At 68.6% G+C, this 23,549-nt stretch carries 23 protein-coding genes; 8 read left to right on the top strand and 15 right to left on the bottom strand.

Annotated elements, in window-relative coordinates; all coding sequences use genetic code 11:
* The first annotated feature begins 2 nt into the window (after window positions 1-2).
* Together ACFWNN_RS19485 and ACFWNN_RS19480 are read left to right on the top strand one after the other, a co-directional pair.
* Window positions 3-917, top strand: coding sequence for a substrate-binding domain-containing protein (locus tag ACFWNN_RS19485; protein ID WP_382441311.1), 915 nt, complete (start codon window positions 3-5; stop codon window positions 915-917).
* The gene (locus ACFWNN_RS19480; RefSeq protein ID WP_382441310.1) at window positions 914-1,789 is read left to right on the top strand and encodes a ribokinase; all 876 of its coding nucleotides are present in this window, start codon (window positions 914-916) and stop codon (window positions 1,787-1,789) included. The genes ACFWNN_RS19485 and ACFWNN_RS19480 overlap by 4 nt, the downstream gene beginning before the upstream one ends.
* On the opposite strand, the gene ACFWNN_RS19475 is transcribed toward ACFWNN_RS19480, so the two are convergent.
* Window positions 1,750-2,862, bottom strand: a complete 1,113-nt coding sequence (locus tag ACFWNN_RS19475) for a nitrous oxide reductase family maturation protein NosD (RefSeq protein ID WP_382441309.1) — start codon at window positions 2,860-2,862, stop codon at window positions 1,750-1,752. The two genes, ACFWNN_RS19480 and ACFWNN_RS19475, sit on opposite strands and share 40 nt — an antisense overlap.
* A 160-nt stretch (window positions 2,863-3,022) precedes the next feature.
* On the opposite strand from ACFWNN_RS19475, the gene ptsP reads away from it, so the two are divergent.
* Complete coding sequence (gene ptsP, locus ACFWNN_RS19470; protein ID WP_382441308.1) at window positions 3,023-4,654, top strand: phosphoenolpyruvate--protein phosphotransferase; 1,632 nt, start codon at window positions 3,023-3,025, stop codon at window positions 4,652-4,654.
* On the opposite strand, the gene ACFWNN_RS19465 is transcribed toward ptsP, so the two are convergent.
* Window positions 4,651-5,055 (bottom strand): Rid family hydrolase, encoded by a 405-nt coding sequence (locus ACFWNN_RS19465; RefSeq protein ID WP_382441307.1) that lies wholly within the window; start codon window positions 5,053-5,055, stop codon window positions 4,651-4,653. The two genes, ptsP and ACFWNN_RS19465, sit on opposite strands and share 4 nt — an antisense overlap.
* 74 nt (window positions 5,056-5,129) lie before the next feature.
* On the opposite strand from ACFWNN_RS19465, the gene ACFWNN_RS19460 reads away from it, so the two are divergent.
* Window positions 5,130-5,600, top strand: a complete 471-nt coding sequence (locus ACFWNN_RS19460; RefSeq protein WP_382441306.1) for a MarR family winged helix-turn-helix transcriptional regulator — start codon at window positions 5,130-5,132, stop codon at window positions 5,598-5,600.
* Here the strand turns inward: ACFWNN_RS19460 and ACFWNN_RS19455 are convergent.
* The 12 genes from ACFWNN_RS19455 to macS all read right to left on the bottom strand — a co-directional run bounded on the left by ACFWNN_RS19455 (window position 5,569) and on the right by macS (window position 16,926).
* Window positions 5,569-6,420, bottom strand: a complete 852-nt coding sequence (locus tag ACFWNN_RS19455; RefSeq protein WP_382441305.1) for a LysR family transcriptional regulator — start codon at window positions 6,418-6,420, stop codon at window positions 5,569-5,571. The genes ACFWNN_RS19460 and ACFWNN_RS19455 overlap by 32 nt on opposite strands.
* Window positions 6,417-7,427, bottom strand: a complete 1,011-nt coding sequence (locus ACFWNN_RS19450; RefSeq protein ID WP_382441304.1) for a hypothetical protein — start codon at window positions 7,425-7,427, stop codon at window positions 6,417-6,419. The genes ACFWNN_RS19455 and ACFWNN_RS19450 overlap by 4 nt, the downstream gene beginning before the upstream one ends.
* Entirely contained in the window at window positions 7,412-7,885 is a 474-nt protein-coding gene (locus ACFWNN_RS19445; protein WP_382441303.1) for an RNA polymerase sigma factor, read from the bottom strand. The genes ACFWNN_RS19450 and ACFWNN_RS19445 overlap by 16 nt, the downstream gene beginning before the upstream one ends.
* Window positions 7,886-7,914: 29 nt before the next feature.
* Entirely contained in the window at window positions 7,915-8,082 is a 168-nt protein-coding gene (locus ACFWNN_RS19440) for a DUF397 domain-containing protein (protein ID WP_382441302.1), read from the bottom strand.
* 13 nt (window positions 8,083-8,095) lie between these two features.
* Window positions 8,096-8,920 carry a helix-turn-helix domain-containing protein gene (locus tag ACFWNN_RS19435; RefSeq protein ID WP_382441301.1) on the bottom strand — a complete coding sequence of 275 codons (825 nt, stop codon included), beginning with the start codon at window positions 8,918-8,920 and terminating at the stop codon, window positions 8,096-8,098.
* A 96-nt stretch (window positions 8,921-9,016) separates the two neighbouring features.
* Window positions 9,017-10,195, bottom strand: coding sequence for a glycine C-acetyltransferase (locus tag ACFWNN_RS19430; protein ID WP_382441300.1), 1,179 nt, complete (start codon window positions 10,193-10,195; stop codon window positions 9,017-9,019).
* A complete protein-coding gene (gene tdh, locus ACFWNN_RS19425; RefSeq protein ID WP_382441299.1) occupies window positions 10,195-11,226 on the bottom strand; it encodes an L-threonine 3-dehydrogenase in 1,032 nt (343 codons plus the stop codon). The genes ACFWNN_RS19430 and tdh overlap by 1 nt, the downstream gene beginning before the upstream one ends.
* 36 nt (window positions 11,227-11,262) lie before the next feature.
* Entirely contained in the window at window positions 11,263-12,717 is a 1,455-nt protein-coding gene (locus tag ACFWNN_RS19420; protein WP_382441298.1) for an SDR family oxidoreductase, read from the bottom strand.
* A 47-nt stretch (window positions 12,718-12,764) separates the two neighbouring features.
* The gene (locus ACFWNN_RS19415; RefSeq protein ID WP_382441297.1) at window positions 12,765-14,483 is read right to left on the bottom strand and encodes a restriction endonuclease; all 1,719 of its coding nucleotides are present in this window, start codon (window positions 14,481-14,483) and stop codon (window positions 12,765-12,767) included.
* Between the two features lie 90 nt (window positions 14,484-14,573).
* Window positions 14,574-15,086 (bottom strand): DUF1707 domain-containing protein, encoded by a 513-nt coding sequence (locus ACFWNN_RS19410; RefSeq protein WP_382441296.1) that lies wholly within the window; start codon window positions 15,084-15,086, stop codon window positions 14,574-14,576.
* Window positions 15,087-15,106: 20 nt separating this feature from the next.
* A complete protein-coding gene (locus ACFWNN_RS19405; RefSeq protein ID WP_382432622.1) occupies window positions 15,107-15,769 on the bottom strand; it encodes a response regulator transcription factor in 663 nt (220 codons plus the stop codon).
* A complete protein-coding gene (gene macS / locus ACFWNN_RS19400) occupies window positions 15,766-16,926 on the bottom strand; it encodes a MacS family sensor histidine kinase (RefSeq protein ID WP_382441295.1) in 1,161 nt (386 codons plus the stop codon). Before macS ends, ACFWNN_RS19405 begins: the two co-directional genes overlap by 4 nt.
* Window positions 16,927-17,043: 117 nt before the next feature.
* On the opposite strand from macS, the gene ACFWNN_RS19395 reads away from it, so the two are divergent.
* The 3 genes from ACFWNN_RS19395 to ACFWNN_RS19385 all read left to right on the top strand — a co-directional run bounded on the left by ACFWNN_RS19395 (window position 17,044) and on the right by ACFWNN_RS19385 (window position 19,947).
* Complete coding sequence (locus ACFWNN_RS19395; RefSeq protein ID WP_382441294.1) at window positions 17,044-18,246, top strand: diguanylate cyclase; 1,203 nt, start codon at window positions 17,044-17,046, stop codon at window positions 18,244-18,246.
* 70 nt (window positions 18,247-18,316) lie between these two features.
* A complete protein-coding gene (locus ACFWNN_RS19390) occupies window positions 18,317-18,874 on the top strand; it encodes an RNA polymerase sigma factor (protein ID WP_382441293.1) in 558 nt (185 codons plus the stop codon).
* A 29-nt stretch (window positions 18,875-18,903) separates the two neighbouring features.
* A complete protein-coding gene (locus tag ACFWNN_RS19385; protein WP_382441292.1) occupies window positions 18,904-19,947 on the top strand; it encodes a hypothetical protein in 1,044 nt (347 codons plus the stop codon).
* Window positions 19,948-20,008: 61 nt separating this feature from the next.
* On the opposite strand, the gene ACFWNN_RS19380 is transcribed toward ACFWNN_RS19385, so the two are convergent.
* The gene (locus tag ACFWNN_RS19380; protein ID WP_382441291.1) at window positions 20,009-21,160 is read right to left on the bottom strand and encodes an AI-2E family transporter; all 1,152 of its coding nucleotides are present in this window, start codon (window positions 21,158-21,160) and stop codon (window positions 20,009-20,011) included.
* A gap of 79 nt (window positions 21,161-21,239) precedes the next feature.
* Here ACFWNN_RS19380 and ACFWNN_RS19375 point away from each other — a divergent pair, with 79 nt between their 5' ends.
* Window positions 21,240-23,417 (top strand): hypothetical protein, encoded by a 2,178-nt coding sequence (locus ACFWNN_RS19375; RefSeq protein ID WP_382441290.1) that lies wholly within the window; start codon window positions 21,240-21,242, stop codon window positions 23,415-23,417.
* Window positions 23,418-23,549: the final 132 nt, after the last annotated feature.

Below are 23,549 nucleotides of genomic sequence, written 5' to 3'. Positions count from 1 at the left end.
CAATGAAGGTGACCCGACGGATCGCGTTGACGCTCGGTGCCGCAGCACTTGTGGCCACGGGGTGCAGCGGAACTGGGGCGTCCGGAGGCGACATCACCATCGGCCTCGCCGTGTCCACGCTGAACAACCCGTTCTTCGTGGAACTCCAGCAGGGCGCGCAGGAGATGGCCGACAAGCTCGGCGCCAAGCTGACCGTGGTCGACGCGCAGAACGACGCCACGAACCAGATCAACCAGGTGCAGACGCTCGTCACGCAGGGCGTGAAGGCGATCATCCTGAACCCGGTCGACACCAAGCAGTCCGCGCCCGCCGCCAAGGCCGCCGAGAACGCGAGCATTCCGCTGATCTCCGTCGACCGCGCCGTCGAGGGCAAGGTCGCCGCCGAGGTCGCGTCCAACAACGTCTCGGGCGGCAGCCTCGCGGCGATCGAGCTCGGCCGCGCCACCTCCGGCGACGTCGCGCACCTCAAGGGCATCCCCGGCGCGTCCGCGTCCCGTGACCGCGGCCAGGGCTTCGAGCAGGGCCTGAACAGCGGCAACATCAAGGTCACCGCCTCGGCCGTCGCCGACTTCGACCGCGCCAAGGGCCTCAACGAGACCACGAACCTGTTGCAGGGCAACCCCGGTCTCAAGGGCATCTTCGCCGAGAACGACGAGATGGCGCTCGGTGCGATCAAGGCGCTCGGCGACCGCGCGGGCAAGGACGTCATGGTCGTCGGCTTCGACGGCACCCCGGACGGCCTGAAGGCGATCCAGGACGGCACCCTCGCCGCGACCGTCGCGCAGCAGCCGAAGCTCCTCGGCTCCAAGGCCGTCGAGCAGGCCGTGCACGCCACCAAGAACGAACCGGTTCAGCAGGTCGTGGACGTCGAGGTCAAGGTCATCAACCAGAAGAACGTGGCAGAGTTCGTCAAGTGACACAGACTCTGCTCGTTCTCGGGTCCGCCAACGCCGACCTCGTGGTCGAGGTCGGCAGGCGGCCCGCCGGCGGTGAGACCGTGCTCGGCGGCGACACCGTGGTGCTGCCCGGCGGCAAGGGCGCGAACACGGCCGTGGCCGCTGCACGCGTTGGAGCGTCCGTCTCTCTCGTTGGTGCTCTCGGCGGTGACGGCTACGGGTCGTTGCTGCGTGAGTCGCTGGAGTCGTCCGGCGTCGGCACAGCCCTGGTCAAGACCTCCCAGCGCCCCACCGGGATCGCCTACATCACCGTCACGCCCGACGGCGAGAACTCGATCGTCGTCTCCCCCGGCGCCAACTCGGACGTTCTTCAGTCCGATGTGGACGGTTTGGACCTCGACGGCGTCGCAGTGCTGACGTGCTCACTGGAAGTGCCGCTGGAGACCGTGATCCACGCGATCGGCGTGGCCGCGGGTCACGGCGTCCGGCCCGTGCTGAACCTGTCGCCGGTAGCCGAGCTGCCCGCGGACACGTTGCGGCAGCTCAGCGTGCTGATCGTGAACGAGCACGAGGCTGCGCAGCTCGCCTCGGACTGGGCCGACCTGCTGAAGCTCGGCCCGTCGGCTGCCATCGTCACGCTCGGCTCGCGTGGCGCGGCCGTGGTCGAAGCGTCCGGCATCACCGAGGTGCCGTCGATCGAGGTCGCCGAGGTGGTCGACACGACCGGCGCCGGTGACGCGTTCGCCGGAGCGCTGTCCGCACGGCTTGCCGAAGGCGACGACCTGGTGCCGGCCGCGCGCTACGCCGCGAGGGTCGCCGCGCTGTCCGTCACGAAGGCGGGCGCGCAGCCGTCCTACCCGACCGCCGCCGAGGTCAGCGCCGCCGCGGGATGACTCGGCAGCACGTACTTGTCGACGTTCGCTGTCATCTCCGGCAACGGCCCGTCCGGCATCTCCGGCTGTAGCGGTGGCGAGGCGACCTGGTTGAACGGGATCCCGTGCGGCGCGGACGACCTCGGCAGCGGATCGCCGACGCCGTCGTAGCAGCGTTCGCGGTCGAAGCAGTTGTTCCGGCCGGGCGCCCGGCGCGAGGCCACGTACAGCACGTCCTGGCCGTTGTCGGTGATCACGTTGTCGAGGAAGCGGTTGTCCATCGGCGCCAGGTCCTCCGCCGACCCCAGCGCCACGCCGACGCCGGGGTTGCGGGTGATCAAGTTGCGCGCCACCAGGTTCTTCGTGCCGCCCACGATGCCAAACCCGAGCCCGAACGCGCCGTCCGCCTGGGCCGGGGAGAGTGCCTCGGCGTTGTCCGAGACCAGGTTGCCGACGAACGCGGAGTCCTCGGCGTTCGTCGTTACGCCGACCCGGTTGCCGCTGAACCTGTTGCCCAGCACGAACATCCGCCCGGACGCGTTCATGCCCTCGTACCCGACGGCGTTGCGCTCGGCGATGTTGCCGCGCACCACGACGTTGCACGGCCGGCACTCGCTCACCGAGAAACCGGCGTCCACACTGCCGCTCGCGTAGCTCTGCTCGATCACGCCGTCCTGAGCCTCGGAAGCCAGGACGCCGTGGTGCGCGTTGTTGCTGGCCGTCACGTACGAGACGCGGAAACCACGGGACCGCGTCACCGCCACCCCACTCTGCCGATGGTTGCGGACCGTCAGGTTCTGCACCGACACCTCCGGCGCGGCGATCACGACGCCGTTGTCGCGCTCGACCTCGCCGTCGATGATCACGCTGCCGCGCTGGAGCCCCCTGATCGTCAGCGACCTGGTCCTGACCTCCACCGACTCCTTGTAGACGCCGGGTGACACGACGACGGTCGCGCCCTCCCGCGCCGCGTCGACCGCGGCCTGGATCGTGCCGAACTGGGCCGGGACGGTGATCTCCGAACCCAGGTCGGGGGCGGCCGGCGAGCAACCGGCGACCAGGAGCACTGCGGCGAAGGCGTACGGAGCGCGCACGGCTGGTCACCGTACTGCTCCGTTCGGCCCATTGGGGCACTGCCCCTCTTTTCGTTCGTGTTACGCCATGGAGACGAGCTTCGCGTCGGCCCGCGATGTGCGCGTCGATTGGTCACACTGAACTGTCCTGGGTTCCTGCTTGGAGGGTATGGTCTAGACCATGTCGAGCGCGCGGCTGAGCGGTGTCGGTGTGAGCAGCGGCCGGGCAACCGGTCCCGTCGTCAGGGTCGCCGAGGCCCTGCCGGAACCTCCTGCGGGCTCGCGAACAGCGGATACGAAGATGGAAGCGTCGCTGATCCGCCCCGCCACGGAGGTCGTGGCGCAGCGCCTGATGGAGCGCGCGAAGACGGTCGAGGGCGACGCCCGCGCCGTGCTGGAGACCACGGCGGCGATGGCGGGTGACCCGTCCCTGATCAAGGCCGCCGAGAAGCTCGTCGTCGACCAGTCGCTGACCGCCGCCCGTGCCGTGCACGAGGCCGCCCAGAAGTTCATCTCCGCACTTCAGGCCGCCGGCGGCTACATGGCCGAACGGGCCCGCGACGTCCAGGACGTCCGCGACCGCGTGGTGGCCGAACTGCTCGGCCTGCCCGCTCCCGTCGTCCCCGACCTGGCCTCCCCGTCCGTGCTGGTGGCCCGCGACCTCGCGCCCGCCGACACCGCGGGCCTCGACCCGTCGAAGGTCCTCGCCCTGGTCACGGAGGAGGGCGGCCCCACCTCGCACACCGCGATCCTCGCCCGTTCGCTCGGCATCCCGGCCGTCGTCGCGTGCCGCGGCATCCTCGCGTTCGAGGCCACCTCTCTCGACGTCGACGGCGACACGGGCCAGGTCCGCGCGTCGGACGGCAAGGTCCGCACCGCCGGCACCGGCAAGAAGGCGGAGTGGAACGGCGTCGGCGTCCTCAAGGACGGCCACCGCGTGAAGGTCCTCGGCAACGTCGGCTCGCCCGCCGACGCGGCAGCCGCTGCCGCAGCGGGTGCGGAGGGCGTCGGCCTCTTCCGCACGGAGTTCTGCTTCCTGGACGCAGCTGAGGAACCGACCGTTGCTGAGCAAACTGCTGCTTATGAGGCTGTGCTGGCGCCGTTCAAGGGCAAACCGGTTGTGGTGCGCACCCTCGACGCGGGCGCGGACAAGCCGCTGGCGTTTCTGAACCCGGACCCCGAGCCCAACCCGGCCCTGGGCGTCCGCGGCCTGCGCGTCGCCTTCGACCGCCCGGAGATCCTGGACCGCCAGCTCGAAGCCATCGCCGCGGCCGCCGCGTCGACCGGCGCCGGCGTCAGCGTCATGGCCCCGATGGTCGCCACCGCGGCCGAGGCCGCGTGGTTCGTCGAACGCGCCCGCAAGGCCGGCATCCAGCGCGCCGGCGTCATGGTCGAGGTCCCGTCAGCCGCGTTGTCCGCGAAGGAGATCCTGCAGGTCGTCGACTTCATCTCCATCGGCACCAACGACCTGGCCCAGTACGTCTTCGCGGCCGACCGCCAGCTCGGCGGCGTCGCTGCCCTGAACGACCCGTGGCAGCCGGCCCTGCTGCGCCTGATCGCGCAGGTGGGCGAGGCGGCGACGGCCACCGGCAAGCCGGTCGGCGTCTGCGGCGAGGCGGCGGCCGACCCGCTGCTGGCGTGCGTGCTCATCGGCCTCGGCATCACGTCGCTGTCGATGAACCACACGGCGTTGACCGGCGTCGGCGCGAAGCTCGCGACCACCAGCGTCGACATCTGCCAGCTCGCCGCCCGCGGCGCACTGGCGGCACCGGACCCGGCCACGGCCAAGCTCGCGGCCAAGGCCCCGCACTAACTGACCGCGGTCACGCGGATCTCGATGCGCATCTTCGGGTGACCGAGGGCGGTGACCCCGCTCTCGGTCCAGATCGGCGCGCGCTCGCCCATCCGCTCGCGGAACTGCTCGACCATGATCCGGTTGTGCTCGTCGAACGAGTCGTCGCCGAGCACGTGGTACGAGTTCACGTGCACGACCTCTGCCCACGTCGAACCCGCCGCCACCAGCGTGCGCTCGACGTTCTCGAACGCGCGCACGATCTCGTCCTCCAGCGACGCGGGGAACTCGAACTCGTCGTCCCAGCCGCCCTGACCCGAGATCTCGACGCGGTCGCCGATCCGCACGGCCTGGCTGTAGCGCATGTTCTTCAGCTGCGTGTCGCCGTATCCGGGGGTGGCGAAGAACTCCGGCTTGCTCATGACAGGTCCTCTCGATGACTTCATGCTTGAAGTCAAACGTAGCATGACTTCAAGCATGAAGTAAGCTGCGCGGTATGGAGTGGCTGAACGCCGAGGAGAAGGACGCCTGGACGGGCATCGTCTCGATGCTGCTGTTGCTGCCCGGTCGGCTGGAGGCGCCGTTGCAGCAGGAGTCGGGCCTGAGCCTGTTCGACTACCTGGTGCTCAGCCACGTCTCGGAGGCGCCGGACCGCCGCATCCGCATGAGCGAGCTCGCGCACCTGGCGAACGGCTCGCTGTCGCGGCTCTCGAACGTGGTCAAGCGCTTCGAGCAACGGGGCTGGGTGGTCCGGTCACCCGATCCCGACGACGGCCGCTACACGATCGCGACCCTCACCGACGAGGGGTTCGAGGTGGTCAGGGCCGCCGCGCCCACGCACGTCAGCGCGGTCCGGCAGTTCGTGCTCGACCCGCTCACCGCCGCCGACCGCCAGGCGTTGACGCGCATCGCGGCCAAGCTCAACGTGACGATCCCTAACGCCGGAGCTGCTCCAAGACTGCCTTGATCAACGGGTGGTCCTCGGACCCGCGTCGCACCGCCGCCACCACCCGCCGCATCGGCGCCACCCCCGCCACGGCCCGGCGCACAGCCACCCCACCGACCGCGTTGCGCGGGGCCAGCGCGACCCCGGCGCCGGCCGCCACCAGGGCCTCGATCGCGCGGAAGTCGTCGGAGTTGTGCCTGATCCGGGGCGTGAACCCGGCCTGCGCGCACGCCATCTCCACGACGTCGCGCAACGGGTTGCCGGGCAGCGTGACCACCCAGTCCTCGTCGGCCAGCGTCGCCAGGTCGACCGGTCCGCTCACGGCGTGGCCCGGCGGCAGCAGCACGTCGAACGGCTCGGTGTAGAGCGGGAAGCGCGTGACGCGTTCCGTGGCGCGGTGCTCCTCGGTGATCGCCACGTCGATCTCGCCGTCGAGCAGCAGCCGCACGCTCTCGTGGCCTTCGGCGTCGCGCACCGACAGTTCGATCGAGCGCTTCTTCAAGGCAGCCAACGCCGGTGCGACGACCTGCGTGATGGCCGACGCGAACGCCGCCACCGCCACCCGCCCCGCCGAGCCGGAGGCCAGACCGTCCAAAGTGGCCTGCGCGCGTTCCAGTTCGGCGGCCACCACGTGCGCGTGCTCCACCAGCAACGACCCGGCCGGTGTCAGCGACACCCGCCGGCCCTTGCGCACCAGCAACGGGTGCCCCGCCTCGGACTCCAGCGCCGCCAGCTGCTGCGACACCGCTGACGGCGTGAGGTGCAGTGCGGCTGCCGCGGCCGTCACGGTGCCGTGGTCAGCCAACGCGCGCAGCACGCGCAACCGTCGTGGGTCGATCACCGCTCAATGATGGGGGATTCCACTTCGCCGTTCACGGCGACGCCCAGCGGCAGGATCGGCTCGATGTTCGTGCGCTCCAGCAGGAGGTACTCGTCCTCGGAGATCGCCGTGTTCACGGGCAGGCCGTGCTGGGGCGTGGTGATGATGTTGCGCCTCAGGATCGGCATGCCGGTGTCGGGGTTGATCACGAACTGGGTCTCGACGCCGGTGAACTGGAACTGCGGCGGCGCGGGAATCGCCACCCCGACGCCCACGCGCTCGTTGCGCAGCTGCACGCGGTCGAGGTACCGCACCCCGTCGAGCGACTTGAGCAGCTCGAACGCCGCCCGCCGCTGGTCGTCGCGCAGGTCCGCGACCAGCACCGCCATGACGAGCTCCGCGAGCTGGTAGGTGCTCTTGCCCTCGGGCTTCAGCTTCTCCAGGATTCCCGCCGGATCCGCGGGCAGGTCCTCGAACGACTCCAGCCGGTCCCAGTACATCGAGGTCAGCGAGAGCCCGCTGACGTAGGACTCCTTGACCCCCGGCACCATCGAACCGAGGCGCACCCACCGGCTGCCACCGAGCTGCGGCACGACCTCGGGCCGACCTGCGCCTTCCCACGCGGCGTCGTCGTCCCGCGAGTACGGCTCTACCTCGCCGTCCTTCTGCACGACCTCGATCTCGCGGTTCCCCGCCTGCCACCGATCGGTCTTGGAGTCGAAGCGCACGACGTACGACTTCGACGACTCCCCGACCACCATCAACGACGACTGCTGCCGCAGCATCCGCCACCACTGACCCGGCGCGGCAGGCTGCACGGGCTGAGAAGGCTCGGGCAGCACCACGACCGCAACCGCGATCACGGCGGCGACGACGGCCAACGGAGCAAACCGCCGCACGATCGCCTTCCGCGTCGGCTTCTCCCGCGGCAACGCGACGATGCGGGCGAGGTCGCGTTCCATCCGGTCCCGGTTGACCTCGGGCGTGGGCGGCCTGGCCTCGGCCAGGCTCTTCATGAGGTCTTCCATGACTCCCTCGCACGGTCGAACTTCGGTGTCCAAAGGGCGGCCTGCAACCGCCGCCGAGCCCGGTGCAGCCGCACGAAGAACGTCGCCGTCGTGCACCCGAGCACCTGCGCCGCCTCGGCCGCCGCAAGCCCGTGCCACGCGATCAGCGTGAGAACTTCCTGGTCAGCATCAGAAAGACTCGACAACGCCGCCCGCAGTTCGATCACCGCGAAGTCGTCGTCGGCCGGGAAGTCGGTCAGCTCGTAGTGCGTGGTCTGCCTGACCGCGGCACGCACGAGATTGCGCGCGATGCCCAGCAGCCACGGCAACGCGTTCGACGGCATCTGCGCAGACTTGCGCCACGCGATCGTGAAGGTCTCGCTGGTGATGTCCTCGGCAAGACGCGCCCCCGCGTGGCTCGCGGCGTAGGCGAGCACCCGCGGGTAGCACTCGCGGTAGACGGCCGAGAATTCCTCCACGCCGAGTAGTGCGCCGACCGCGCCGATTCTTACCGCCGTGTGACCCGGGTCACATCACGGAGGAATGCTGCCCATGCTTCACCTGAAACGGGCAGGTGGGTGGCGGGCGCCTTGCTGTCCCGGACGCCGACCCCGCGCCCGACCTCCACGCAGTCGCTGGAGTTTGCGCTGTACGAACTCTTGCGCCAGACCGACATGCGGAGCGCCTCCTCAGAACAGGATGCCGTTGATCAGCCCCTTCGATTCTTCCGGACCAAGGGCTTGAACGTCGAGCAACTTCAGCACCCTGGAGTACCTCGCGAGCGGCTTGGGTTCTTCGATGAACAGCCCAGAGCTCTCGCCTTCGAGAAAGACGACCGACTCGAACTTCTCATAGCCGAGCTGGATGAACGAACCAGTGGTGCCGGCATACGCGCCGATGGCTGTCGGCACGACCCGCAGGGTGATGTAGGGGCGCTCCATCATTCCCAGCAGGTGGATGTACTGATCTTTCATCACATCCGGCCCGCCGACCGGTAGTCGCAGCGCCTGTTCGTGAATGTAGAACACGAACGTGCGACTCCAGTGGAAGAGCTTGTGGCGTTCGAGCTTCGCTTCGATTACCTTCTCGTAGTCGACCGACTCATCCTGCGCTGCCCCTGCGATGATCGCGCGCATGTAGTCGGTCGTTTGTAGATGTCCGGGTATCAGGCTCAGCGACCAGACGGTGATCTCGTTGGCGAGTCGCTCCTGGTTGAGCAGGACGGGCAGTTGGTCCAGCTCGTCGGAGAACCTCAGGTAGGCGCTCTCTCGCGTCTCACGGAAGAGAGCGACGAGGTACTGGATCTCCAGCGGCGTGGCTTCGCAGAAACCCAGGAGCAGCGTGAGTTCCGCTTCGGTCACGCCACCTTTGCCGCGGACCATGTCGGAGAGCTTGGCTTCGTCCCAGCCCATCTTCTCGGCGAGCCTGCGGTGGGTCATCCCGCTTCGCTCGATGATGCTGCGAACGCCCTCGCCGAACTCGCGGCCCACCACGCTGGACTTTCGTCTTGGCATGGGAACGAAAGTAGGGCTGGACCTGTACCGGCTCCATTGTTTCCTTCCGAATATCCCCGAAGGAAGTAGTTTTTGGAGCCGGTACAAGTCCGATGTTTACATCTTTGCGCGGGCGGCGATAAACGCGTCGACAGCGCGGTTAACGTCCTCGGTCGTGTGTGAAGCCGACATCTGCGTGCGAATACGTGCCTTGCCGTGCGGCACGACCGGGTACGAGAACCCGATCACGTACACGCCCTGCTCCAGCAACAGGTCAGCCAGCCTGGCTGCCTCCGCCGCGTCGCCGATCATCACGGGGATGATCGGGTGCTCGCCCGGCAGCAGGTCGAAGCCGGCCTCGGTCATCCGCCGCCGGAACAGCTCGGTGTTGGACCTCAACTGCGTGAGCAACTCGGTCGACGACGACAGCAGGTCGAGGGTCGCGATGGCGGCCGCCGTGATGGACGGCGCGAGCGAGTTCGAGAAGAGGTACGGGCGGGAACGCTGGCGCAGCAGTTCGATGATCTCGGCGCGGCCCGAGGTGTAGCCGCCGGACGCGCCGCCCAGCGCCTTGCCCAGGGTGCCCGTGACGATGTCGACTCGGTCCTGCACGCCGAACAGTTCCGGGGTGCCGCGGCCGGTCGGGCCGGTGAAGCCGACGGCGTGCGAGTCGTCGACCATGACCAGGGCGTTGTAGCGCTCGGCCAGGTCGCAGATCTCGTCCAACGGCGCCAGGTAGCCGTCCATGGAGAAGACGCCGTCCGTCGCGATCAGGCGGTAGCGGGCGTCGGAGGCGTCCTTGAGCTGGCGCTCCAGGTCGTCCATGTCGCGGTTCTTGTAGCGGAACCGACGAGCCTTCGAGAGGCGCACGCCGTCGATGATCGAGGCGTGGTTCAGCTCGTCGGAGATGATCGCGTCCTCGGCGCCGAGCAGCGTCTCGAAGAGGCCGCCGTTGGCGTCGAAGCAGGAGCTGTAGAGGATCGTGTCCTCGGTGCCGAGGAACTCGCTGAGCTTGCGCTCCAGTTCCTTGTGGGGTTCCTGGGTGCCGCAGATGAACCGCACCGAGGCCATGCCGAAGCCCCAGTCGTCGAGGGCCTTCTTGGCGGCCTCGATCAACGTCGGGTGGTCGGCGAGGCCGAGGTAGTTGTTGGCGCAGAAGTTGAGCACGTCGTCGCCGGAGCCGACCCTGACGCTGGCGTTCTGCGGGGTGGCGATGACGCGTTCGGACTTGTAGAGCCCGGCCTCCCTGATCTCCTCGATGGTCTTGAGGAGGTCGGTCTTCAGCTCGCCGTACATCAGGCTCCCGTCCAGTCGAGAATGACCTTGCCGCACTTGCCTTCGCGCGCGGTGGCGAACGCCTCCGCGTGCTGCGTGTGGTCGTACCGGTGCGTGATGACCGGTGCGAGGTCGAGGCCGCGCTGGAGCAGCACGGTCATCGAGTACCAGGTCTCGAACATCTCGCGGCCGTAGATCCCCTTGATGTGCAGCATCTTCAGCACGACGCTGCTCCAGTCGACGGCGAACTCGTCCGACGGGAGTCCGAGCATCGCGATGCGGCCGCCGTGGGCCATGTTCGCGATCATGTCGCGCATCGCCACGGGCTTGCCGGACATCTCCATGCCGATGTCGAACCCCTCGGCCATGCCGAGCTCGCGCTGGGCGTCGGCGATCGTCTTCTCGGAGACGTTCACCGCCAGATCCACGCCGACCTTGCGGGCCAGCTCCAGGCGGTGCTCGGAGATGTCGGTGATGACGACGTTGCGCGCGCCCGCGTGCTTGGCGACGGCGGCGGCCATGATGCCGATCGGGCCGGCGCCCGTGATGATCACGTCCTCGCCGATGACCGGGAACGACAACGCGGTGTGCACGGCGTTGCCGAACGGGTCGAAGATCGCGGCGACGTCCAGGTCGACCTGCGTGCGGTGCACCCAGGCGTTCTGCTCGGGCAGCACGACGTACTGCGCGAACGCGCCGTTGGAGTGCACGCCGAGGCCGCGCGTGTTGGCGCAGAGGTGCCGTCGGCCGGCCTTGCAGTTGCGGCAGGTCCCGCAGACGAGGTGGCCCTCGCCGCTGACCAGGTCGCCGACTTTGACGCCGGTGACCGAGGCGCCGACCTCGACCACCTCGCCGACGAACTCGTGCCCGAGGACCAGCGGCGCCTTGATGTTGGCCGCGGCCCAGTCGTCCCACGAGTCGATGTGCAGATCGGTGCCGCAGATGCCGGTGCGCAACACCTTGACCAGCACGTCCGTGGGACCCGGGGTGGGGTCGGGGACGTCGGTCAGTTCGAGTCCAGGCCCAGCGGCGACCTTGACGAGAGCCTTCATGCGGGAAGTCTCACCCTTTGCTGCTTGTGCAGTCCATCAGGACTTTCTGAAGTTCTTGTGCAGCTCAGCTTCATTGGCGATGTTGCGCACCATGCCGCCGAACACGATGCCGTGGAAGGGGTAGACGGCCGCCCAGTAGAGGTGGCCGGCGAGCCCTTTGGGTACGAACACGGCACGTTGGCGGTAAGTGGACCCGCCTGTCCCGTCGCCCGCCACTCGAAGCTCCAGCCAGGCCTTCCCGGGCACCTTCATCTCGGCCCGCAGCCGCAGCAACTGCCCGCGGTCGATCTCTTCGACGCGCCACCAGTCGAGCGCCTCGCCGGTGTTGAGCCGGTTCGCGTCACGCCTGCCTCGCCGCAACCCGACCCCGCCGACGGCCCGGTCCATCCACCCGCGCACGGCCCAGGCCAGCGGGAACGAGTACCAGCCGCGTTCGCCGCCGATGCCCTCGACGACCTCCCACAGCCGTTCGGGGGTGGCCCGCGTCTTCCGCTCGCGTTCGTCGACGTAGACGGACCCGCCGGACCAGTCGGGGTCGCTCGGCAGCGGCTCACTCGGCGCACCCGGCGTCGATGCCCCTGACCAGCGCGTCTCGACGTCGGCGTCACGGATCTTGTCGAGGGCCAGCGCCACGGCCTTGTCGTAGCCGATGTTCTCGCCGGGCAGCAGCGTCTCGACGTCGTTCTCGTGGCACACCACCTCGTGCACCAGCGACTCGATCAACGGCCGCGCGATCGACTTCGGCACCGGCGTGACGACGTTGACCCAGTGCGACGACAACCCCGGCGTCAGCACCGGCACGGGGAGGACGCGCCTTCTGGGCAGGCCCGCGACCTGGGCGTACCGCAGCATCATCTGGAGGTAGGTGAGGACGTCCGGGCCGCCGATGTCGAACGTGCGGTTCTGGTCTTCGAGGGTCGTGGCGTCCACCAGGTAGCGCAGCACGTCCCGCACGGCGATCGGCTGGATCCGGTTGTGCACCCAGCGAGGCGTGACCATGACCGGCAGCCGTTCGGTCAGGTACCGCAGCATCTCGAAGCTCGCCGACCCGGACCCGATGATCACCGCCGCCTGTAGCACCACGGCCTGGACGCCCGACCGCAGGAAGACCTCGCCGACCTCCTTGCGGGACGCGAGGTGGGGCGACAGCTCGACGCCTTCGGGGTGCAGTCCGCCCAGGTAGACGATCCGGCGCACGCCGGCGCGTTCGGCGGCCCGCGCCGTGTTCTCGGCGGCCTTGCGGTCAGCGTCCGCGAAGTCCTTCGAGTGCAACGAGTGCACGAGGTAGTGGACGACGTCGATGCCGCGCATGGCCTCGTCGAGGTCACCGAGCACGTCGCCGCGCACGATCTCGACGTCAGCCGCCCACGGCACGTCGCGCAGCTTCTCCGGCGACCGCACCAGGCAGCGGACCTCGTGCCCTTCGGCCAACAGCCTGGGCACGAGTCGTCCGCCGAGGTACCCGGTCGCGCCGGTCACGAGACACCGCATGCCTCGATCCTGCGGGTTCGCGCGCCCCGCCGCAGATCAGCGCCCGATCACTTTTCCGGAGCGACGATCTTGGCTTGCAGGTCCGCGTGCTCTGCGAGCAGGTACAGCAGGTTGGCTCCGTCAATCAGTTCGAGCGGCTTGCCCGAAGCGAACTCGAAACTGGCCTTCCCGTACCCAGACGTCGTGACCAGGATGCCCTTGGAAGCGCCCTCGTTCTGAAGGGTGCCGTAGAGGTCGCGGACCGCGGACACATCGACGGTGTTGCGGTATCGCTTGGCCTGGATGACGACCTTGCCGCCGAAGATCGGCCGAGGGTCGAACGCGACGCAGTCGACCCCACCATCCCGTGACGGCCTGGTCTGCTTGGTGTCAAGGCCCATCTTGGCGAAGAGGTTCTGGATGAGACTCTCGAATTCGGTCGGCGACAGCTCAAGCAGGTTAGGACGTGAATCGAGGCTGGACAGCACGTCGGTCTCCTCGATGAAGCGCTTGTCCACCATGTCGAACTCGAGGACCGGCCGGACCGGAGCGAGCTCGTCGGGCTTCTTCGACACAGCTGCGTTGAGGCGGTTGAGGCACTCGAGTGGCTCCACCATGTGCAGGTTGAAACCGTCGAAGACGTCATTCGTCGTGCGAAGAGTGACGAGGCACGGGCTGATCTCGTTGCCGGTGCCTTTGTCGATCGTCGACACCACGGCGTTGAAGACCAGGCTGTCGATCATCTTGAGCCGGTCGGCCTCGAAGACCTCGTGAACCGTCCGAAGCGTCACCTGCGCGACGATGCTCGCGTAGAGGACCTTGATGTCCTTGGCAGGGCGAGCGACCGACGTGATCTCGTCTTTCGACTTGACGTAGCGAAACTCGCGTTCGGTAGGAACGCAGTCGATCGTGGGCAGTTCGTACTCGATGACCAGTTGCTTCGACTCCGGAACGTAGGCGATCCGGTAGCGCTGTGGGAACGAGTCCGGGTAGTCGGAGTTCGCAAGCACCAGCGTGAAGTAGTCGACGATTGCCTGTGGTTCGCCGGCTCGAAACGCCTCGGCGAACCCGTCGACCTCGGCGTTGTGCTCGTCCGTCTTCTGAACCCTCGCCTGGCACTCCGCCTGGTACGCCTGCTCCGCGGCCGCGAGCCTGGCCAGTCGTTCCTGCTCGGCGAGTTTGTGCTGATGGTCAGCTTGGGCTTGCCGTTGCTGTGCAGCCGCCACGTGCTGCTGCCACTGCTGATCCGCGAAGGCGAACTGCCGCTGTGCCCCAGCGAGGTCGCGTTCGTACGACTTACCGCTGAACAACTTGCTCAACCCGGTCGGTGCCTGCGGTGCGAACTGCTCGAACACCGGCCGGGCTGGAAGACGTTCCATCACTGGACGGGCGACTGCCTGGGCGAGCGCACCTGGTTGGAACGGAGGGTGAACGGTGGTCCGCTTCAACGACTCGAAGTCGACGTAGTCGTCGACTTCGAGCGTGGCGGCGAGCAGGCTCTCCATCTCTGCAACTGTGGCCGTCAGGTCAGCGTTGTACTGGTCCACGAGAGCCTGCTGCGACTCGACGTGTGCCAGCTTCCGCTGCTTCTCCATCTCAGTGCGGGCGCGCGCGTCTGCCTTGGCCAGCTGTTCGGCGTAACGGCGCTCGGCCGCGGCGGTGCGCAGCGCCTCGCGATGGGCCTGCTGCTGTTGCCGCACGTAGGCGGCCTCAGCACGCTGGCGCTCACGTTGCTGACGGGCGAAGTCCCGCTGCATCTGGACGAAGATGCCGGTGCGACGTGCCATTTCCACCCCAGTGAGCCGACGACAGCTACGAGGAAATCGCCGATTCCACTTGAATCGCTACACGTCGTCACCGGAATGGATGAACGCAGATCAGCGCTTGGAGCGCTTGATCACCACCGTGCCGCCCCTGACCGCGCCCTTGAGCTGGAAGTGCGGGTTGCCCACGGTGTTGCGGACCTTGTCCTTCAGTTCGCCCGCGGTGATCTCCACGGCGTCGAAGTTCACCGACGACCCGGCCGGCAGCAGCATCTTCACCGTGCCGAGCGAGACGTCGAGGTCGACGTTCACGATCGGCGGCACCTCGGCGGCGGTGAAGTCGAGGTTGGTGGTGCCGAGGGTGTTGCGGATGACGAGCTCCTGCGGCACGACCCAGTGGCCCTTGCGGGTCGTGGTGCTCATCGTGTTCTTGAGTTCCGTGCGGGCGTGGGCCAGCTCGTTGTTGACCATGCCCGGCAGGTCGACCAGCACGGAGTTGAGGTCCGCCCTGGTCTTCGCGGCGAGAGCGGTGTCCGTGCGGACGGTGAACTCGTCCAGCGTGATCATGCCGCGGCCCACCGCCTTGTTCAGCAGGCTGACGACGTGCTCACGTTCCGCGTCGGACACGCGTAAGTCTCTCGGGTCTGTCATTTCTCTGCCTCCGGTTCGGCGTCGAGACCGTGCTCGATGGCATAACGCGCGAGCTCCACCCGGTTGTGCAGTTGAAGTTTCCGCAAAGTCGACTGGACGTGGTTCTCGACCGTGCGGTGGGAGATGACCAGGCGGTTCGCGATCTGTCGTGCGGTGAGTCCCTTGGCGACGAGCCGCAGCACCTCGGTCTCCCGGTCGGTGAGCTGAGGCTTCTCCTCGGAGTCGTCCGGGGCGGCGGCCATCCGCCGGTACTCGCCCAGGACCAGGCCCGCGAGGCCGGCGGTGAACACCGCGTCACCCGCGGCCGTGCGGGACACGGCCTCGACCAGTTCCTCCGACGACGCCGACTTCACGAGGTAGCCCGACGCACCGGCCTTCACGGCCTGGAGGACGTCGTCGTGCTCGCCGGACGCGGACAGCACCAGCACGCGCGTCTCCGGCAGCTCGCTGGTGATCATCGCGGTGGCGTCGACGCCGGACAGCTCGCCGAGGTTGAGGTCCATCAGAACCACGTTGGGACGCACGGCCTTCGCGATGCGCACCGCCGAGGGCGCGTCGCCCGCCGTCGCGACTATCTCGAAGCCGCGTTCCTGCAGGTCGCGAGCCACGCCCTCGCGCCACATCGGGTGGTCGTCCACGACCATCACCGAGACCGTCATCTTGCCGCCCCCTTCCTGAACACCCGCACCTCCCACTCCGTGCCCTCCCCCGGGCCGGTCTGGAGCTCGAGCGTGCCGCCGAGCGACTCCACCCGGCCTTTGATCGACTTCGCGATCCCCATCCTGCCTTCCCTGGCGGCCAGCGCGATCCGGCCTTCCGGGATGCCGGGACCATCGTCCCTGACGCTGAGCACGATCTCCTCGCCGAGGTCTTCGAGCAGCACCCACGCCCGTGCGTCCTCGCCGGCGTGCTTGTCCACGTTGGACAGCGCCTCCCGGACCAGCGACGTCAGCTCAGCCGCCGACGCCGACGCGAACATCACCTGCGTCGCGGGCGTCGAGACCTGGATCCGCGGCGTGGCGAGCATCTGGAGGCCGGGCCGCAGATCGATGTCGCCGTCCACTGTGGAGTCCACCGGCGCGGCCGCCACTAAATTCCTGAGCGCCACCTCTTGTTCGCCGGCCATCTTGGCCAGCTCGGCCGCCTCGCCGCCGACCTCGAGCCCGCGTTTGCGCACTCGGGCGAGGACCTGGAGCACGCTGTCGTGGATCGACCGGGCGAGCCGCTCGCGTTCGGCCGTGGCGGCTTCGGCTCGCAACGCCTGGGCGAGGAGGACGGCTGACCGGCGTGCCGTCGCGGAGGCCATGCCGACGACCATGCCCGCACCGGCCAGCAGCACGACGTCGCGCAGCAGGTCGAGGCTCGGCACGCCCTTCGTCAGATAGGTGGAGAGGCCGACGACCAGCCCGCCCGCCAGGCCCGCGTAGGCCCCGCCCAGCGCCCCCAGCGCGACCGCCGGAACGCACGCCCAGATCGTCGTGATCAGCGGGACGTTCAGGGTCAGCAGCTGGTGGTCGGTCATGATCAGCTGGGACAGCGCCATGAGGCCGCAGGTCAGGACCAGGTCGGTCAGCACCAGCGGCCACCGCCTGCCCCACGTCGTGCTGTACGCGCGGCTCGTGAACCCGGACCACAGCGCCATCACCCCGAGCGTCGTCCACGCGAGCCACGGCCGCACGTAGTCGTGCTGGTTCGCGAGGACGTTCGCCGTCGCGAAGAGGAATGTGACTATGCGTAGCGCAATCACCCCGCGCCACAGGGGCGTGGCCGGGTCGTCGATCACCTTCGTCACACGTTCGGCAGGCTCTTTGGGCACGCTGTGCTCCTTTCAGCCACCATCCTGCCGGGTGAACGTGTGCCAGCTAACCCCCAGGTGGCCGTCTTCTGCCGAACGGAGGAATGTGCGACGCTCTCCGGGTTCGGGGGAGGGGCGATGCGGGTGCGCGATTGGCCGGTGTGGACTCTGCGGCGGCCCGCGCTCTGCTACTGGCTGTTCATCGACGTGTGCGCCCTCGCGACCGTCACCTACGCGATCGTTTCTTCCGAAACGCCGTCACCCTCCGAAATCGCCAGGTTCGCCGCCATCGCCGGCACCGCGGGCGCCGTCATCATCGCCAGCTCCATCTACAGCCACCGCCTGGGTGAGACCGAGCGCAACCCGTGGGCCGCACACCTCTCCTATCTGACGGCCGGAATCCTCGCCCTCCCGCCGAACCTGATGGTGCTGCTGCTCTTCGGCCCGGCCCTGCACTGCCTGCTGGCCCAACGCCCGGAAACCCACCGCTGGCTCTTCACCCTGAGCGCCACCACCCTGGCCGTCTTCGCCACCCGCTACCTCCTCGGCTGGGTGGACGTGGACGGCAACCTGCTGGTCATGACCCTGGGCGCGAGCGTCCTGCTGGTCCTGCGGGCCGCCCTGATCGCGTTCGGCCTGAAGCTCCGCCGCCCCACCGCCACCTTCGAGGAGAACGTCGGCGAACCCATCGACGCCGTCCTGGGGATAGTGGCCGTGTCGATCGGTGGCCTCATGGGCTGCGTCGCCGCCTCGAACGCCATCCACGCCCTGATCGCCGGCCCGCCCCTGGCGTTGCTGGAACGAGCGGCCCAACTCCCCCAGTGGCGCCGCTCGGCCCAGCGCGACGCCAAGACCGGCCTGGCCAACGCCGTCCACTGGGACAGCCGGGCCCGCTACGAACTGACCAAGGGCTCCGGCCGCACCCGCCCCATGGCCGTGATGCTCCTGGACCTCGACCACTTCAAGAGGGTCAACGACGAGGTCGGCCACCTGGCGGGCGATGCCGCGCTGGCAGCGATCTCGTTGTTGTTGCGCGGCACGGTTCGTCGTGGCGACCTCGTCGGGCGGTTCGGCGGTGAAGAGTTCGTCGTGCTGCTGCCCGAGGCCACGCCGGACGAGGCCGAGTCCGTGGCGGAACGCGTGCGCAAGGCCGTGGCGGCGTTGACGGTGCCGACGATGGCGTACGACGGCAAGCCGCACGAACTGCAGGGGCTGACCGTGTCCATCGGGGTGTCCACGACGATCCGGTTCGGGTACGAGCTGCCGGACCTGCTGGTGGCGGCCGACGCGGCGTTGCTGGCGGCGAAGGCGTACGGCCGCAATCTCGTGTCGATGGCCTGACGCGTCTGAACGCTTTTGGCGCGCGTTGGCAAATACGGGTCGAAGAACGAAGCGAGACCCGAGGAGCTTCATGTCGTCAGACGCGGAACTGATCGGCAGATCGCTGCGAGGAGACACCAACGCGTTCGTGGAGATGATCAGCCGCCACGAGACCGCGATCGGCAACTACCTGGCGCGCCGCGTCGGTCGTCAGGTCGCGGAGGACGTGCTCGGTGATGTCTGGGTGGCGGCCTACGAGTCCCGTGCGAGCTATGACACCTCGCACCCCGAAGCCAGACCGTGGTTGTACGGCGTCGCGCTGAACAGGCTGCGCCGGTACTGGCGTTCCGCACCGGCGGAGGTGGCGGCGTCGGACATCGCGCACGGCGACGCGGGGGGATGGGACCCCTGGCCCGCGGTGGAGACCCGAGTGGACACGCAGGCGTTGCTGCGCACGGCACTGGCCAGGCTCAAGTCCGACGAACGCGAGGTCCTGGGCCTGGTGGCCTGGGAGGACCTGACCGTGGCCGAGGCCGGGCGAGTGCTCGAGATCCCGGCGGGCACGGCCCGGCGTCTGCTGCACCAGGCGCGCGTCGCACTGCGCGACTCGCCCGAGGTGATCGCGCTGCTGCAAGTACCGACAACGTGAAAGAACACCCCATGGACGAGATGGATCTGATGAAGAACCTCCGAGACGTGCCTTCCCCCGACTCCCAGGCCTACGACCGCGCCCGTGCCGCGCTGCACGAGTCGATGACGGGACCTGCGACCGTCGTGCGACCGAAGCGCTGGTTCACCTGGCCCCGGTTCGGGGGTGCAGTGGTCGGCGCGGCAGCCGTCGCGACCGCGATCGTGATGGGTTCGGCGGGCGGCGGCGTGCCGTCCGGCGGCGACCCGGTCGCGGCCCCGGCCCCGGCCCCGGCCCCGAAGACCGTCGAGTCACCGCTGGTGAAGCTCGCGTCCCAGGTGAAGGCGGCGGCGGCCGGGGCACCCACCGGTGACGCGTCCCTGGTCGTCACCACCAAGACCGCGCCGGACGGGTCGCCGTACGTCATCTACACGGTCTACTCGGACAGGGGCGACTACGTCCACGGCGACTCGGTGCAGGGCCTGGCGGACTCGGCCAGGAAGGGCCAGAACCAGGCCACCGAGTACGACGCCAACGTGCTGGCGGCCGCCCGCCTGGCCGCGACCGGCGACCTCGAGAAGGCCAGGTTCTCGATGATCACGGCCGCGGGCAACGGCTACGGCCTCGGCCTGAGCGACGCGGAAGCGGACAAGATCTGGAAGGAGAACTACGAGAAGACGTCCGCGGAACTCGGCAAGATCGGCAAGACCATGCCGCCCGCCAAGCCACGCCCGACCGGCAAGGAGCTGGAGGTCCGGCTCAACAACACGCTGTGGCACAACTCCACGTACGCGCTGTTCATGGGTGCCGCCAACGCCGAGGTGCGCGAAGGCGTGCTCAAGCTCCTCGCCACGCTTCAGGACGTGAGCATCGCCAAGACCGCCGTCGACGGTCAGCCCGCCATGACCCTCACCGCGGGCAAGGCCCTGCTGCCGTCCTCCGACGGTTCGCACGTGGTGACCGTCAACGCGGACAACGGCCTGCCGATCCGGAACGAGTTCGTGCCGACCCCCGGCTCCGCCGAGAAGGGCTCCGCGGCGAGCTACAAGTCGTCCCGCATCAACTACAACGACCTGCTCGCGGGCAAGATCTGACCCGAGCCGGAACGACGTGAAGAGGACCAGGCACCCGCCCGGTCCTCTTCAGGTCGTTCCGTCAGAGCTCCTTGACCCGTTCGCTCTTGTCGTCCTTCGGTGCCGTGTCCTGCGGGTTCAGCACGTCCACCTGCTCCGGCTCCTGGTTCGCGTCCGCATCGGATATCAGCGACCGGATCCCGGAGTTCAGCACCGCCAGCAACGGCACGGCCAGCAACGCGCCCGCGATCCCGCCGGTCACCAACCCGCCGGCGATCGCCAGCACCACGGCCAGCGGGTGCAGCTTGACCGCGCGCCCCAACAACAACGGCTGCAGCACGTGCGACTCCAGCTGCATGACACCGATCAGCACGGCCAACACGACGAGAGCCGCGATAGGCCCGTTGGTCACCAATGCGATCAACACGGCCACGGCACCCGTGAACACCGCACCGATAATGGGGATGAACGCGCCGAGGAACACCAACGCCGAAAGCGGCACGACCAAAGGCACCCCGATGATCGCCAGCCCGATCCCGACGCCGACGGCGTCCACGATGGCGACCACAGCCGTGGCACGCACGTAGGAGACGAGGGACCCGAAGCCCCGACGTCCGGCAACGTCCACACGCTGACGCACGTCACGAGGCACCGCACGGGTCACGAACCGCCAGATCCCGTCCCCGTCGTGCAAGAAGAAGATCAGCGTGAACAGCGCCAGCAACAACCCGGTCAGCAACTCGCCCAGCGTCGCGGCGGTCGTCAGAGCACCGGACGTGATCTCCGCCTGGTTCTCCTTGATCGTCTTCACGATGTCGTTGACGTAGCCCTGGAGCTGCTGGTCCGACAGGTGCGCGGGCCCGTCCTTCAGCCACTTCTGGATGGTGTCGAGCGACGCCGCCACCTGGGTCTGCAACTCCGGCAGACCGCGGGAGAACTCGCTGATCACGAACGTCAGCACGCCGCCGAGCACGCCGATGCCCAGGATCATCATCACCGTGGTGGCGACCCCGCGCGGCACCCGCCACTCGACCAGCTTCGTCACCCCCGGCGACAGCAGCGCCGCCAGCAGCAGGGCGATTGCGACTGGGATCACTATCGACGCGAGGAAGCCGAACGCGTACGCGACGACGTACAGCGCGGCGACGACCACCACGAACCGCCAGCTCAGCGCCGCGCTCACCCGCAGCAGCTTCGGAACGCGGTTGCTGATCTCCGACTCCGGCGTGCTCATGGACCTCAACTTAACTGTTCGGACCCTCGCCAAGCCGGAACTCCACCAGGGATGATCCGACTCGTCAGGGGAGGACGAAGTGATCAAGCCGGAAGACTTGACCGAAGTCGAGCGCCAAGTCGCGGGGGCCTACGCCGGTGGCACCGAGATCGACCTGACCGGACAGAGCGCCCGCGGCGAGGTGCTCACCGGCCTGTTGACCGGTATGTACCGCGTTCCGCGCAAGGGACTACCCGCTCTGAGGCTCCGCAACGCGCGAATCACCGGCAAGTTCGAACTCGAGGGCACGCGCGTCACGAGGGTCATCGACCTCACCCACTGCACGTTCGAGGAATCGCTCGACCTCCGGATGGCGCGCCTGATCGGGCTGCGACTCCGCGGCACCCGCGTTCCCGGACTCCAGGGCCGCAACCTCCGCGTGTTCAGCGACCTGGTCCTCGAAGCGGGCTTCACCTGCACCGGCACCGTCGACCTCACCGACGCGGCCGTCGACGGCACCCTCCGGCTCGCCGGCGCCGTGCTGCGGTCCAACACCCATCACGCCCTGCTCGGCGCACGGCTGCGCGTCAGCGGTTCCGTGCAGGCCATCGCGATGCGCGCCCAAGGCGAGGTCAGGCTGCGCGGCGCGAACGTCGGCGGCAGCGTCCACCTCGGCGGCGCCCGGCTGATCAACACCGGCAAGGACGCGCTCGACGCGTCCGGGCTCGTCGTCGCCGGCAACGTCTTCTGCAACGCCGAGGGCGGCCGCTTCACCGCCGACGGCCGCGTCCTCTTCGACGGCGCACGGGTCGGCGGCAACGTCGAGTTCACCGGCGCCCGCCTCAACTCCACCCACCGCGTCGACAACCAGGTGCTGGTCCTGCCGCACGGGTCGGCCGACGAGGCCGCGACGCTGGTGGCCGACCGCATCCGGGTCGAGGGCAACGTCGAGCTCGACGACGGCTTCACCAGCACCGGCACCGTCCGGCTGCCCAACGCGAGCGTCGGCGGGTACCTGCGGCTGTCCGGCGCGGTGATCGGGCCGCGCGAGGTCGCCGAGGAGCTCGCCGGTGACGTCACCAACCGCATCCCCGTCGCGGTGCACGCCGACGGCATGCAGGTGCGCGGCGACGTCGAGGCCCGCAGCGCGGTCAACGGCGCGGGCAGCCGTTGCCCGGCGCTCCAGACGTACGGGCAGGTCCGGCTGTCCAACGCGACGATCATGGGCAGCGCCAGCATGTCCGGCGTCTCGTTGCACGGTCCGGGCATCGACGTCCTGTTCGCCGACCGCCTCCAGATCGGCGGCACGCTCTTCCTGCGCGAGCTGAAGGCCAAGGGCTCGATCCGCCTGCAGAACGCGAACATCGGCTCCACGCTCGACCTGTCCGGCGCCGAGCTGACGTTGCCGCGGCTGCGTCCGAACGGCACGCAGAAGCCGTCGCTCGACGCCCGCGCCATCGTGATCGGCAAGGACCTGCTGTGCAGCCGCGGGTTCACGGCCGTCGGCGGCGTGCGGATCCGGCTGGGCGAGGTCGGCAAGATGGCCACGTTCAGCAACTCGCACCTCGGCTCGACGGCCGCCGACATCGCGTTGAACGCCTACGGCCTCACCGTGCACCAGTTCCGGCTGCACATCCCCGAGGGCCAGGAGCCCAAGGGCAAGGTCGTGCTGAGCCGCCTCAAGGCCGTGTCGGTGACCGACGGGCCGGGGCTGTGGGACGCCAGGGGCGGCGTCGCCGTGGACGACTTCGAGTTCGCCGGCATCACCGCCGACCCGGAAGTTCCGGTGCAGACGCGGCTGAAGTGGTTGCTGAAGGTGCAGCCGGACTTCGCGCCCGGACCGTACGAACAGCTCGCCGCCGTCTACCAGCAGGGCGGCGAGGAGGAGCTCGCGCAGAAGGTGCAGCTGGAGAAGCAGCGCCGCCGTTACTCGGAGCTCGGCAAGGCAGGGCGGGTGTGGGGCGCGGTGCAGCGGTTCACCGTCGGATACGGGTACCGGCCGTGGCTCGCGATCTGCTGGCTCGCGGTCTTCTGGCTCGTCGGCGCGCTGTGGTTCAACTGGCACCCGATGGTCCGGCTCAACAAGGACGAGGACCCGGTCTGGAACGCCGCCCTGCTCGCGCTCGACCTGTTGATCCCGATCATCGACTTCGGTCAGGACGGGAAATGGCAGTTCACCGGTGCGTCGCAATGGGTCGCGGCCGTGCTCGTGGCTGTCGGATGGGTGCTCGCTTCCACCGCTGCGGCAGGCGCGGCACGCGTTCTGAAACGCATGTGATTTCAGGCGGGGCGTTCACACGATGTAGTTAACCGGGCGCTCAGAGCGTGCATTCGGGGTGGATGGACTGGCAGAGTCGCCGACGTCGACTTGATCAGCATGATCGTCGGCGAATCCCTTGAGTGCCACTGA

This window comes from Lentzea sp. NPDC058450 (genome assembly GCF_042721395.1).
GTDB lineage: Bacteria > Actinomycetota > Actinomycetes > Mycobacteriales > Pseudonocardiaceae > Lentzea.
The sequence above is the reverse complement of the archived record's forward strand: the minus strand, read 5'-3'. Positions and strand labels throughout refer to the sequence as shown.